The organism is Ruegeria sp. BI7, assembly GCF_056537925.1.
Genome location: NZ_JBQFSK010000008.1, coordinates 108,476 through 122,137 on the forward strand (window position 1 = coordinate 108,476; position 13,662 = coordinate 122,137).

At 60.9% G+C, this 13,662-nt stretch carries 10 protein-coding genes and 1 tRNA gene; 2 read left to right on the forward strand and 9 right to left on the reverse strand.

The genetic code is table 11. The annotated features are described in order from the left end of the window. Positions 1-21: 21 nt before the first annotated feature. Positions 22-97 (reverse strand) — tRNA-Trp (locus tag ACR0JB_RS16810). Between the two features lie 143 nt (positions 98-240). Between ACR0JB_RS16810 and ACR0JB_RS16815 the strand changes: the two genes are divergently transcribed. Continuing rightward, positions 241-948, forward strand: coding sequence for a lysophospholipid acyltransferase family protein (locus ACR0JB_RS16815; protein WP_170362068.1), 708 nt, complete (start codon positions 241-243; stop codon positions 946-948). Here ACR0JB_RS16815 and ACR0JB_RS16820 read toward each other — a convergent pair. The 5 genes from ACR0JB_RS16820 to ACR0JB_RS16840 form a co-directional block, all read right to left on the reverse strand. Continuing rightward, complete coding sequence (locus tag ACR0JB_RS16820) at positions 945-1,190, reverse strand: MoaD/ThiS family protein (RefSeq protein ID WP_170350861.1); 246 nt, start codon at positions 1,188-1,190, stop codon at positions 945-947. The genes ACR0JB_RS16815 and ACR0JB_RS16820 overlap by 4 nt on opposite strands. Then, positions 1,183-3,438 carry a xanthine dehydrogenase family protein molybdopterin-binding subunit gene (locus ACR0JB_RS16825; RefSeq protein WP_170397955.1) on the reverse strand — a complete coding sequence of 752 codons (2,256 nt, stop codon included), beginning with the start codon at positions 3,436-3,438 and terminating at the stop codon, positions 1,183-1,185. Before ACR0JB_RS16825 ends, ACR0JB_RS16820 begins: the two co-directional genes overlap by 8 nt. Beyond that, positions 3,438-3,917, reverse strand: coding sequence for a (2Fe-2S)-binding protein (locus ACR0JB_RS16830; protein ID WP_170350859.1), 480 nt, complete (start codon positions 3,915-3,917; stop codon positions 3,438-3,440). Before ACR0JB_RS16830 ends, ACR0JB_RS16825 begins: the two co-directional genes overlap by 1 nt. Continuing rightward, complete coding sequence (locus ACR0JB_RS16835; protein ID WP_170397958.1) at positions 3,914-4,780, reverse strand: FAD binding domain-containing protein; 867 nt, start codon at positions 4,778-4,780, stop codon at positions 3,914-3,916. Before ACR0JB_RS16835 ends, ACR0JB_RS16830 begins: the two co-directional genes overlap by 4 nt. 127 nt (positions 4,781-4,907) lie before the next feature. Further along, positions 4,908-8,120, reverse strand: a complete 3,213-nt coding sequence (locus ACR0JB_RS16840; RefSeq protein ID WP_170397961.1) for a 2Fe-2S iron-sulfur cluster-binding protein — start codon at positions 8,118-8,120, stop codon at positions 4,908-4,910. 75 nt (positions 8,121-8,195) lie between these two features. Between ACR0JB_RS16840 and ACR0JB_RS16845 the strand changes: the two genes are divergently transcribed. Further along, on the forward strand, positions 8,196-9,098 hold the full coding sequence (locus ACR0JB_RS16845) for a LysR family transcriptional regulator (RefSeq protein ID WP_170397964.1): 903 nt from the start codon (positions 8,196-8,198) through the stop codon (positions 9,096-9,098). Between the two features lie 19 nt (positions 9,099-9,117). Here ACR0JB_RS16845 and ACR0JB_RS16850 read toward each other — a convergent pair whose 3' ends face one another. The 3 genes from ACR0JB_RS16850 to ACR0JB_RS16860 are packed head-to-tail and all read right to left on the reverse strand — an operon-like array spanning position 9,118 to position 13,652. Beyond that, a complete protein-coding gene (locus ACR0JB_RS16850) occupies positions 9,118-10,389 on the reverse strand; it encodes an NAD(P)/FAD-dependent oxidoreductase (protein ID WP_170397967.1) in 1,272 nt (423 codons plus the stop codon). A 39-nt stretch (positions 10,390-10,428) separates the two neighbouring features. Further along, the gene (locus ACR0JB_RS16855) at positions 10,429-11,463 is read right to left on the reverse strand and encodes an ACP S-malonyltransferase (RefSeq protein ID WP_170397969.1); all 1,035 of its coding nucleotides are present in this window, start codon (positions 11,461-11,463) and stop codon (positions 10,429-10,431) included. Continuing rightward, positions 11,460-13,652 (reverse strand): dehydrogenase E1 component subunit alpha/beta, encoded by a 2,193-nt coding sequence (locus tag ACR0JB_RS16860; protein WP_480790087.1) that lies wholly within the window; start codon positions 13,650-13,652, stop codon positions 11,460-11,462. The genes ACR0JB_RS16855 and ACR0JB_RS16860 overlap by 4 nt, the downstream gene beginning before the upstream one ends. Positions 13,653-13,662: the final 10 nt, after the last annotated feature.

Here is a 13,662-nt window from a genome sequence, read left to right on the forward strand (position 1 = left end):
GAAACAGCGATTTGAGTGCAATGGCAGGGGCAGCAGGGTTCGAACCCGCGACCTACGGTTTTGGAGACCGTCGCTCTACCAACTGAGCTATACCCCTAAGGTGCGCCTCAGATATGCCAGCCGCGCGACGGACTCAAGAGGCTTTTTCAGATTCCGCGCGACAATTGCATTCGACAAACAAGTTGCGTGCGGCGTTGAGTTCTATAAGACACGGTTTGGTCAGTACGAGGGACCCCATCCGTGAGTATCCGCAAAAAGATCGCCGACAGCGAAGCCGTTCTGAACTGGGCTGCGCGCCGCATCGCAAGCTATATCCGGATGGTCAATCGCAACACCACATGGCAACGCATCGGGTACGACGAACTGGACCAGTTGGTCGAACAGGGTGAGCCGGTGATCGTGGTGCTGTGGCACCAAAGGCTGGCGCAATCCCCCTATTTCTTTCCTTTGGAAAAAGGGCCGATCTGTTCGATCACCTCATCCGCAAGAGCGGGTAGTATGGTGGGCCGAGTGCAGAAACTGTTCGGCATGGATACCATCGCCATGACCAGCAAAAACGCAAATAACATTGCGATATCGCGCCAAGTGATCGGCAAGATTAAGCAGGGCATTTCCATAGGCATCGCCGCGGACGGTCCGCGCGGTCCCGAACGGGTACTGTCAACTGTGCCTCTGGTCTGGGCGCGCACCTCGGGCAAGCGGGTGTTCGGCATCACCTTTTCGGCAGAACATGGCCGCGAGGCCGGGACATGGGATCGTCTTTTGATGCCGCGCCCCTGGCGGAACAAGGGTGTCTTTCTGTGCCGGGAATGGACTGAAACCGTGCCGCGCAAAGCGTCCGAAGAACAGATCGAAACCCTGCGCCAAAGCCTTGAGCAGCACATGAACGACATCACCGCCGAAGCCGACCGCATGGTCGGGCGCGAACCGTGGTCGCCTAAGGGTTAACCGCCCCTCAGCCGTTGCATCAGATAGATTTCGCTACCTTCGGGGATCGGTTCGGTTAACCCGCTGGCGATGACCCGCCCGTCGATGGCGATGGACACCCCCGCATCAATCGGGGCCTGCAATTGCGGATGAATCTTCACCAGTTCTCGCAGCAACTCGCCTGTGGTCTTGGCCTCAACCTCCACCACCTGCTGGCCCCCGGTCAGTGACCGGAGGCTGGACCAGAGGTGAACCTCAACCATTGTCCTTAAGCGCCGCCAGAATGCGGGGCGGTGACATCGGCAGTTGCTTCATCCGAACGCCCGCCGCATGCGACACCGCATTTGCGATGGCGGCCAAAGGTGGCACGATGCCCGTCTCACCCACACCACGCACGCCAAACGGATGGCCGGGGTTGGGCACTTCGACAATCACCGTGTCGATCATCGGCAAGTCACTGGCGACAGGGATACGGTAATCCAGGAAGATCGAGTTCTGCAGGCGGCCATCCTCGCCATAGATATATTCCTCGTTCAGTGCCCAGCCGATGCCTTGCGCGGCACCGCCCTGATACTGGCCTTCCACATAGGTAGGATGGATCGCCTTACCCGCGTCCTGAATGACCGTATAGCGGGTAACCGCAGTCTTGCCTGTTTCCGGATCGACCTCAGCATCAACGATATGGGTGCCAAAGGATACGCCTGCGCCTTCTGGCGTGGCCTCGAAATGGCCCGAGATAGGCCCGCCGGTTTGACCCATGTGGGCGGTGATATCGGCCAGTGGGCGCGGGTCGAAATCACCCGCGTTTGGACCCGAAGGTACAGCGCAGCCGTTTTCCCATTTCACCGCATCCGCCGGAATTCCCCAGCTGGCGGCAGCTCGTTCGCACAGCTTTTCAACCGCGTGTTTTGCTGCCTTGATGGTTGCCAAGCCGCTTGCATAGGTCACGCGCGAACCATGCGAAACGTCGTTATACCCCAGCGTCGCAGTATCGGCGACGGTCACACGGATGTTCTCATACGGAATGCCCAGAACCTCGGCCGCCATCAGCGCCATTGACGCGCGTGAGCCGCCGATATCGGGCGTGCCCACCATCAACTGTGCCGAGCCATCCTCGGACAGCGCAAGCGAAACCGACGTTTCACCCCCGTGGTTGAACCAGAACCCGCAGGAAATCCCACGACCCTGCCCCGGCTTCAGCGGGGCCGAGTAATGCGGGTGGGCCTTCGCGGCCTCAAGCGTTTCCACCAAACCGATCCGCTCATACGTCGGGCCATAGCTGGCCTTGGTGCCTTCATGGGCGGCGTTCTTTAGACGAACTTCGATCGGATCGAGGCCCAGCTTCTTACACAGCTCGTCAATCACCGATTCAACCGCAAAAGCCCCCATCGGTGCACCCGGCGCGCGGTAAGCGGCCTGTTTCGGGCGGTTGGCCATCACGTCATACCCAATCTGGCTGACATTGGTCAGGTTATAGGGTGCAAAGGCACACATGGCGGTCATGTCACCCGGGGCGCCCGGAAACGCCCCGCCCTGCAGGCGGAACACGCCTTGGGCTGCCGAGATGGTGCCATCCTTCTTCATCCCGATCTTGATATCCATCGACGCCGAGGAAGTCGGGCCAGTGGCCCGGAACACCTCGGACCGGGTCATCACCAGCTTAACCGGGCGGTTCGCCTTGCGGCTCAGTGCCAGCGCGACAGGTTCGATGAAGACTGTGGTTTTGCCGCCAAAACCACCACCAATCTCGGACGCAGTCACGCGCAGTTGCGAGGTTTCGATACCCAATAGCGCCGCGCAGGTCTTTTGCGCGATCCAGTGGCCTTGAGTGGTACACCACAGCTCACCCTTACCGTCGTTGCCCAACATGCCCAAACAGGCATGCGGCTCGATGTACCCCTGATGGGTTGCCTCGGTGACAAAGCTGTCTTCGATAATCAAGTCAGCTTCGGCAAAGCCAGCTTCTACATCGCCGTGCCCGCTTTCGTGGTACCGCACGACGTTCGGGTGCATCCCCTCGGGTACGGAATAATCCGCAGCACCTTCGCGTAAGACCGGCGCATCCGGCTCCATCGCTTTGTCTACGTCGGTGACGTGCGGCAGCACCTCGTATTCAACCTCGATCAGCTTGAGCGCATCGCGCGCCGCCAAGGCCGAGGTCGCCGCCACAGCCGCGACTGCGTGCCCGTCATAGAGCGCCTTTTCACCCGCCATGACATTTTCCAGAACATTCCAGAATTCACCCTCAAGGCCGGGTTTGAACGGCACTTCGGCAAAATCCGCGCGGGTGACGACGGCTTTGACATCCTTGTGCGCTTCGGCCTGCGAGGTGTCGATCTTCACAATCCGTGCGTGGGCGTGGGGCGAACGCAGGATCGCGCCGTGCAGCATGCCTGGCGCAGAAACATCCGCCCCGAACTTGGCGCGACCAGTGACCTTGTCCAGGCCATCAGGCCGATCCGGGCGTGTGCCGACGAAGGTGAATTGCGTTTTACGATCGTCGAGTGCCATTATGAAGCCTCCCGCAGTTCTTCGGCCGTTTCCATCACGGCGCGAATGATCTTGTCATACCCAGTGCAGCGGCACAGGTTGCCTGCCAGCCAGTACCGGGCCTCTTCTTCGGTCGGGTTGGGGTTCTTCTCTAGCAGCGATTTGGCCGCGACCAAAATGCCCGGCGTGCAGATACCGCATTGCAGGGCGGCATGCTCGATGAACTTTTTCTGCAGCGGATGCAGAACGTCACCCTCCGCGATGCCTTCGACGGTTTCGATCTGCTTGCCATCGGCCTCGACCCCTAACATCAGGCAGGAACAGACCAAACGGCCATCAACCGTGACCGAGCATGCGCCGCAATCGCCGGTGCCGCAGCCCTCTTTCGCACCAGTCAGGTTCAGCTTGTCGCGCAGACAATCCAGCAGGGTTTCGCGCGGATCGCAAAGGTAATCGACCGCGTCACCATTCACGGTGGTGGATACGTGGAACTTGCTCATGCTTCCTCTCCCTTGGCGCGGGCATAGGCGATTTTCGCGGCGCGCTTGGCCAGAACGCCGGCGACCTCGGTACGGAATTCGATAGTGCCGCGTTTGTCGTCAATCGGGTTGCAGGCCGCGGATGCCGCAGCGGCCAGTGCGTCCAATGAAGCGTCGTCCAGCGCGCTGCCGACGATGGCCTTGGCACAGTCCTCAACCAGCAGCACGGTTGGCGCGACAGCGCCCAATGATACGCGCGCCTCGGTGACGGTGTCCCCGTCCAGACGCAGGCTGACGCCAACGCCAACCACGGCAATGTCCATCTCAGTGCGCGGGATAAAGCGCAGGTATGCGTCGCCGCCATTGTCGCCCCGTGCGGGGATGTGGACGGCCGAGATCAACTCGCCCTTGGCCAGCGACGTTCTACCGGGTCCGGTTGGGATGTCTTCGACCGCTACCTCACGGTCGCCATCCGGGCCGGTCACCGTGACCGTGACACCCGCCGCAACCATGGCAGGCACCGAATCCGCCGCCGGAGAGCCGTTGCACAGGTTGCCGGTCAGCGTCGCGCGCCCCTGAACCTGGGTCGAGCCGATCAGATCCATCGCCTCGACCACGCCGGGCCAGTCGCGACCCAGTTCCAGATGTTCGCTCATCTCGGCGCCAGTGGCAGCGACGCCCAGCGTCCAACTGCCGTCGGCGTTGCTGTTGATATCGCGCACGCCGTCGATCTTCTTTATGTCGATCAGCGTATCGGGCGTCACAAGTTCTGATCGCAGTTGCACCAGAACATCGGTGCCGCCTGCCAGAAACCGTGTGATGCCCGTCGCGTTTGCGGCCAGTGCCGAAGCTTCGGCAAAGCTGGCGGGGCTGTGATAATCCATGAAATACCTCGCACCTGTTGATCAGGATTCACTGGGTTCAGAGGGGACGTTAGTGCAGCAGCATGGCCGCGTCCATGGCAGGAGCGACCAAATTTCATGTTACCCGATGTCGTTTCCAGACCTGAGGTCAGAGGTCGATCTCGATCACGCCGTCTGGCTGCGCCGCGCGACTTTGGCACAGGATCATCGCATCCGCGCGTTGCTGGTTCGACAGAACGAAATCGCGATGTTCAATGTCTCCCGAAATCACACCGCATTTGCAGACCCCACATATGCCGTCTGAGCATTTGACGTCCACGTGAATCCCCGCCTCGGTCAACACCTGTGCAGCGTCCTTTTCCACAGGTACGATCAATTCCCGACCCGATTTTGCCAGCCGTAAGGTGAACGGATGGTTTTCATATTCAGGCTGTTCAGGGACCGAGAAATACTCCAGGTGCCGCGCGTCCTCGGGGAAGCCCTGCGCCTCAGCCGCTTGTATCACACTGTCCATGTAGCGGTCCGGCCCACAGGTATAAACGCGCCAACCCGGTTGGTAGCCCGACAGAACCGCATCCAGATCGGCGCGGGTGCCTTCGTCCGAGAAATGAAAATGTACATGTTCCGCCCAGGGCATCGCCGCCAGATCGTCCAGATATCCGGCGCTGGCACGGGTGCTGGAGGAATAATGAAGCACAAACGGCTTGCCCAGCGCGTGCAGGCGGTGGGCAAAGGCGATCATAGGGGTAATGCCAATCCCGCCGCCCATCAGAAAGGTCTTGGTGGCCGTCTCATCCAATTCGAAATGGTTGATCGGTTTTGAGATGAAAACCTTGCGCCCTTCGTTGAAGATGCGGTGCAAAAGGGCTGAGCCGCCGCGCCCGTCATCCTCGCGCAGCACACCGATCTGATAGACGGAGCGGTCAGACGGGTCTCCCGACATAGAGTACTGCCGCAGGAATTCCGGCGCGACCAGCACGTCCAAATGCGCACCCGCGCTCCAGCCGGGCAAGGGCGCACTATCGGGGGCGCAAAACTCATACTTGGTCACATCCGCCGTCATCTTGTCGACTTTGGTCAGTTCGACCTGCATCACTGGCGCGTCGCCCGCAATGTTATAGCGGTGGATAATCGACACATCACCGGCCGCTTTGCGGGCCTTGTATTCCTCGGCTGTGACCATCGCCTGATAGGCAGCAATTCCAGCCTCGCGGTCCATCGCAAAGGGATAGGGCCACGGGTGCGGCGCCAGATAGGCGGGGTATACCGCCAAAGTCTGGTCTTCGTATTTCAGGTCCAGGTCTGTTTGCAAACCACGCCGGTTCAGCGGGTGAGCGGTGGGGCGATAGGCGCCGTCAGTCTGCAACTCGATATCCCACCACCATTTCTTGGTGTCGTTCAAACTGCCATTGCCGACCGCATCATCCAGTTTTGCCAACACAGGTGCTGCTTGTGGCAGGTTGATCGCGGCCCAGCGAAAGGGGCGCTCCTGGAAAATACCCTCAAGGTTCCATGGACAGGTTTTCATGCACCGTCCGCACATGGCCCCACCGGACGTGCCGATCCGGTACGTGGCACATTTCTGGCTGTCGGATTTCCAGATTTCATAGCCGTTGAACATCAGTTTCGGCCCGGCCGTGATCGCCCCCGAAGGACATTCACGCGCGCATTTGTTGCATGCCTCGCAAAAGCTCTGCAGACCGAAATCGATGGGCTTGTCGTGGCTAACCGGCATATCCGTTGTCACCACACCGGACTTCAGGCGCGGACCCAGATAGGGGTTCAGGATCACCTCTCCGATCCGACTGACCTCACCCAGACCAGACAGAAGCAACAGCGGCGGTTGCAGCACTTCGCCGTCCATGACGGTATGCGCCTTGGCCTTGTATCCGAGGTTACGGATTTGCTGCGCGATTACTCCGCCAAGAAGGGAAAACCGCAAATATGCCCGCATGGATTGGCTGACCGCGATCCAGTCGTCACCACTGGACCCTTCCATGGTTTCACGCCCCTGGTCTATGATCATACTGATCGCCTGATCATGCGGGGGGTTGATTTCCTCTCCAGCAGCGTCGTGGGAATACCAGCTCCATTCAGGGCACCGGCTGAGGCCGACCGCATCGGCACTTAGAAAATAGCTTGCTGCCTTGATATTCGCGGCGTTGCGAGCGGCATCGGTGGGCGGTGAAACGTCAGCACTTTCACCATCCTGCAGCAGAACAAAGGCCCCAAGCGCCCGGCGCTGTGCAAAGCTGGGGGCGGATTTGCGGACATAATGCCCACCCTTTGTCGCATCCTGCAACGGCTTGCCCATATCGCCAAACAACGCACGGGCGAACATGTCAGCACGCTTGGGGACGCGGGCGACATTTTCTTCGTCGATATAAGTGGTAGGGCTCTCAGCGCGTTTAAGCTTTTCGAACGGATGTGCGCCGTCCACATAGCGCCGTTTGGCGTAAACGTCGCGGTTCAAGGCGTTCTTGGCAAACCCGGTGCCCAACCACCAAGCCGGACCCTGTGTGTGAAACCACGGCTGTTGCGCCATGGGCAACAGAGGCTGGTCATGCGTGATCTCTAACTCGGTCGTTATGGCGGCCAGACCGAACCGTTTGCCCAACCACGGGGCCACTATGTCGCCACCCTCAACCGTGGCTAGACCCGCCGCCACTGCCAGCCGGCCCAGATCAACCTCGGACGACATCGCGGTATGCGCCCGCGCGTCATAACCCAGCAGGCGGATGTAATTGGCGATCACCACCGCATTCTCGGTCGCCAGCAGACAGGCGCGGTGATCCTGCGCGTCGATGATCCACTCGGCCCCTGGCTCGGCCGGGTCTGGATCACGATTGTGTTCGTACAGAAAAACGATGGCGTGGCGATGCGTGTCCATCGGTTTGGGCGCGGCCTCCATGCTTTCCTTCAGGTCCGCCATGATCAGGTCGATCCCCGAAGCCAACGTCTTGGTCTGTCGCGTCTTCAGCGCATGGGCCAGCCGGTCGATATCGGGGTTGCGACGTGGCTCAGGCAACAACGCCTCAGACGGCAACGGGCCGCAGCCCATCATCGAGGCATCATTGAAATAGCCAAATGCCTTAAGGTGGTTGGCGCGCTCGGACGGGTCCGCCGGAATCTCTGATCTCACCGGATTCACGAACCCGTCGCGGATGGCGTCCATCATCGCCTGAAACTCACCCATCGCGTTGACGATGCTTTCGGGTTGGTTCGGTCGGCGAAAGCTCAGCTTTGGCATCAGGGGCACCACAGACAGATCCGGCATCTCGATCTGCCGCGCCAACCGCTCCAGCGGATACCGGCCCATATGGACAGGTCTGTTCTTATCCGAGAAAAAGCGGATTCCCATTGCGCGCCTCCTGTTGCTGACTGTCACCTAATGTGCCGTAGACAGCAAATCCATTCATGAATAGTCATAGATGATATGAGCAAAACTGATTTCACGGATCTGGACGGCAAAGTCCTGCGAACCTTTCTGACGATCCTCGAGGAAAGCTCGGTCTCAAAGGCTGCCGACCGGTTGGGTGTGACGCAATCGGCAATCAGCCACACGCTGGCCAAACTGCGGCAGGTTCTGGGGGATCCGTTGTTCGTGCGCTCGGGTCAGGGCCTGACCCCGACCGAGCGCGCCTTATCACTGAAAGAGCCGGTACAACAGGTGCTGGACGGCATGCGGGCGCTGACTGACGAGCGTCCGTTTGATCCGCTGGCCGATGAGATCAGCATCCAGATCGCCACCAACGACATGCCGCGCGACCTGATCTTTCCGCCATTGCTGCGCGCGCTTCGGGCTGAAGGCGTGCGTCTGCGGCTGGGGTTCATCCCGTCCGGCGTCCCCGACCCCGACCTGCTGCGCAACGACCGGTGTCAGTTGATGCTGACCCCGCTGCCGCCCGATGGGCCGGATATTTTACAAAAACGCGTACTGATCAGCCCGCTAATGATTTTCTACGATGCCGATCAGCGCAATCCGCCAGACAGTTGGCAGGCCTATTGCCAGTCTGAGCATATCGAGGTGCGATTTACCGACGGACGCAGTTCCCGCGCTGTGATGCGTGGTGTGGACCAAAGCCAGATCCGGCCACCAACCGTCACCCTGCCGCATTTCCACGCGATTCCGTCCTTTGTGAAGGGCAGCGACCTGATATCGACGGACACTGTGCTGATGAAACACGGGCCGTTGGCGGCACTGGATTGCGCGCCACTGCCGTTCGAGTGCGAGCCGGTCTCGATCTACATGGTCTGGCATCAACGCTCGGCCAATGACCCGGCCCATCGCTGGTTGCGCGCACGGATCGAGACCATCGCCACGACGCTGCAGAATTGATCACCGGGGCGGCCGCGGATCAGAACCGTGCCTTGATCAGATGCATCAACGTCGCGCCCGTCTCGAAATAAGCACGTCGCAGGGCGGTCCAGCTTTCGCGGTATTCAGGAACCGCGGGCACAGGCAGCAGGCTCGGGTCGTCCTGCAGCAGGCTTTCTGCCATCAAGCGGCCAAAAACCGTACCCGGACCGATGCCCCGTCCAGAATATCCGTGTGCTGAAAGGGCATTGGGACCGATCTGCGTGATCTTGGGGATGTGGTCCGAGGTCATGGCGATGCGCCCATGCCACCCCTCGGTCAACGGCTGATCTGCAAGTTGAGGAAACAACTCGGCCAGTTTGCGCCTGCACCATGCCGCGTGAACCGCCCGGCCCACCTGGCCCAGATCACCCATGCCCCCGATGATCAGCCGCCCTTCGGCATCCATACGGAAAGAGGTCATGACCAACCCGGTGTCCCAGCACCCCTCCGCCCCCGGCAGAATGCTGGCCCGCAGATTGTCCGACAACGGAGCCGTAAAGAACTGGAAGTAATAGACCGGAACATAGTCCGGGGCGGTATCTTGAAGACCCTGATGATAGGCATTGGTGGCCTGAATTACCGATTTCGCCCGCACCGAGCCATGCGGGGTTTTCAGCACCCATTGACCGTTGTCGTACTGCATCGACTGCACCGGGCATTGGGTGGCAATCCGCGCCCTGGCCTCGGCAGCGGCACGGGCCAGACCACGCACATAGCCCAATGGGTGAATCGTCCCCGCACGCGGATCAAACAGCGCGCCATGGAATGCCGCGCTGCCGATCCGTTGGGTGGCCTGATCGGCGGGCAGCAATTTAACCGGGGCTCCCGTGGCGCTCAACTGGGCGTGACGCCTCTGCAAATCCTGCAGGCCCGAGGCGGAATGCGCGCAGTGTAACGTCCCATTGCGTACAGAATCACATTCGATGCCATGCCGCTCGATCAGGTCAAACACATCCGCAGGTGCCGCGGCCAAAAGATCGATCAACCGATCCCCGGCCCGCTTGCCCAGATGCGCGCGGATATCCTCGGGCGGCAACCACAGCCCCGCATTCGCCAGACCGACGTTTCGGCCTGAACCGCCGTGGCCAATGTCTTGCGCCTCCAACAGGCAGACCGACGCCCCGGCCTGCGCTGCCGTCAATGCTGCAGAACAGCCAGTATAGCCGCCGCCGATTACGGCCAGATCAACCGTTAGATCACCGCTTAGGGGGCGGTCTTCCACATGCTCGCGGCAGGTTTTCAACCACAGGGATTGGTCGTGGTCACTCACGCTGGGCTCCAGAATTTTGCGCGGATCATTGCGGTGGACTCAGCCGGTTGCAAGTGCCCTTTGATCATCACGGCCCATTGCGATCAGAAACGGCTCGACCTGTTGCCGCGCCTGAAACGCCGCCTTGTCCGACATGCCCTTCCAATCGGCCAGAACCAGTGATTGCGCCACGGCACCCCCCAGGGTCGCGCCCGGGCCGGTGACGATGAACAAGTCAGGGGCGAACTCGCGCGCAGCGGTCTGGATGGCGCGGGTAAAGTCATAGGTCTCGGTCACCTGATGGCCCAGAGTGTAATCCCACAGCGCCTGCGTATCTGTCGCGCCCGGCCACCAGATTTTGCCGCGCCCATCGATCAAGGGGCGATCAGGCTGCGCAAACAGATCCGGTGCCAGTCGCGCGCGCCCTTCCGCAGCGACCGGAGTCTGCAAGGACGTATGAAACGCCGCGTGGTTCGCCAACCGCATCGGAAAGCGTTCCTGTACAACAGGCTGAGAAGCTTCGAACGCCTTCAACCCCGCTTCGTCCCCGGCCAGCACCAACATCCCACCCAGATCGATGGACAGCGCCAGATCACACCCGTCGGTTGCGTTGATCCGCGCCACATCCGCCAGCAACTCGGCCTTGCGCGCCGGAGCATCCCGCCAATCGTCGCCCGCGTATGGATAGACAAGCTGCCCGCCAATCAGCTGTTCCTGCATCAGCGTGCCCATCGTGTTCACCACCCGAAAACCATCCTGCGGCGACAGCGCACCACCAACGGCCAGGGCAATATACCAGCCCATCGAATTGCCGGTGACCGCGACAACCTCGATATCGTCCGCCAAAGCCTGCGCATCGGCAAACGAGGCCGCATAAATTAAGGGCGAGGCCACATCGCCCCGCGAATACTTGGACATCGTATACCGGCCTGCACCATCCAGGGCGGTCACGGCGTCCTGCCCCGTCTCGGCACGGATGGCGTCGAAGTTGTGGAACAGGTCCATCCACTGCGCGTGATGGCGGTGCAGAAAGCCCAGCTCGGGCTTGTTATAGGTGCCCCGACCGGGGCAGATGACGACGGCTGTGCGGGTCATTGGCGGCCTCCGGCCAGTTTCAGCGCGGCGGCAACGATACCGCCCTTGGATGGCAGTGGCGCGGCATAGGCCGGACCCGTGGCGATAAAGCAATCCTCGGCCACAACGCGTGCGGTTGGCGTTGCGGGATTTTCTTCGGCGAAGAACGTCATCAGCGCCTCGGACTGGCTGCCGGTGCGGCGGCATTCATCCACGACCAGAACATGTGCGCAGGGCTTGGTGGCCTCGCGCAGGGCCTCGACTGGCAAAGGCGCCAGCCAGCGCATGTCGATGATGCGCGTCTTTATCCCGGCTGCGTCCAGATTGGGCAGCGCCTGTTGCGACAGATAATGCCCGTTGCCATAGGTCACGATGGCCAGATCGGTGCCATCCCCATGCACGCCAACCTCACCCAACGAAATACGTTGATCCGGCGAAGGGTAGGTGGTCATCCATCCGCCATCTTGCGCCCCGTGCAAATCGCGCATCGGATACAGCGCGATGGGCTCTAGAAACACCACCACCCTTTGCTCTTCCCGCGCCAACCGCACGCATTCACGCAGCATCTGTGCCGCATCTGCACCAGAGGACGGACAGGCAATGATCACGCCGGGAATGTCGCGCAGCACCGCCAGGGAATTGTCGTTGTGGAAATGCCCGCCGAACCCTTTCTGATACCCCAGCCCCGCAATCCGCAGCACCATCGGGTTCGTGAACTGCCCGTTCGAGAAGAACGGCAGCGTCGCGGCCTCGCCCCTGATCTGATCCTCGGCATTGTGCAGGTAGGCCAGGAACTGAATTTCGGGGATCGGAATAAAGCCGTTGTGCCCCATTCCTATCGCCAGCCCAAGTATGGATTGCTCGTCCAACAGCGTGTCGATCACCCGATCCGGACCAAAGCGTTGTTGCAATTTCTGCGTCACACCATAGACGCCTCCCTTACGGCCCACGTCTTCACCCATACAGACGACTTCACCGTGTTCCAGCATCAGATCTGTCAGCGCCCAGTTGATCAGGCGGCTCATGGGCTGGGGGTCATTCATCGCCCGCAAATCGCCGCCAAAGGCTTTGGCGCGCGCCTCGGCATCTGGGCCGTTGGTGGGTTTGCAGATACGTTTCGGTGGAACCAGACTGGCCACCACCTCGGCGGCATCTGACAAGTGAGGGCGGGTGGCGGCCCCGGCGGCGATGCGATCCGTGCGGGCGCAGGTGTCATTGTAAATCTTCAACGCCTGATCCGGCTGCAACGCGCCCGCTTGATCCAACAAACGCACAGTATGCAGCAGCGGGTCGTTGGCCTCATCAGCTTCGACCTCGGTTTTAGACAGATAGGTGGTCGGCACATCCGCCCCGGCGTGACCGTAGAGGCGCACTGTTTTCAGGTGCAGAAAGGCGGGTTTTCGGCGGGTTCGCACGTAATCAGCGGCTTCCTTGGCCACGGCGTAAGTCTCGAATATGTCTAACCCATTGGCTTGGAAATACTTGACGCCCGGCCGATGCTCCATCGACGATTGAATCCAGCCCTTCGGTGTCTTTACCGAGATTCCGATCCCGTTATCCTCGCACACGAACAACAACGGTAACGGCGTCGATTGCACGCTGGTCCAACCGGCCGTGTTGAGCGCCCCCTGCGCGGTCGAATGGTTGGCCGAAGCATCCCCAAAAGAACAAACAGCAATCCCGTCCAAGGGCAACTCGCGGTGTTCCGGATCATGCCGCCGCGCCGCGCCCAGGCTATAGGCCGCGCCCACCGCCTTGGGCAGGTGGCTGGCAATGGTCGAGGTCTGCGGCGGGATCGTCAGCGCATTTGAACCCAGCACCTTGTGTCGCCCGCCCGAGGTCGGGTCATCCTTGGAACATGCAAAGCTAAGCAACATGTCCCAGGCGATCTGCTGGCCCGGCACCTGTTCGGCCCGGGCAATCTGAAACGCCGCATCGCGATAATGCAGAAAGGCAATGTCGGTCGGGCGCAGCGCGTGGGCGACGGCTGCCATCCCCTCGTGCCCCGAAGAGCCTATCGTATAGAAGCCCTGCCCCGCCTTTTGCATCGCACGGCTGGTGCGGTCCAGCGCACGGCTGAGGACTTGCGACCGAAACAATGACACCGCATCGGGGTTGCTCAGACCCGGTCTGGGGGCGGCCCCGTCGGGTAAATCGCGCTGTGCGACTCGGGTCAGGAAATTCTCGTGAACGATCTGAGCGCGATCCATGGCCAGTTCC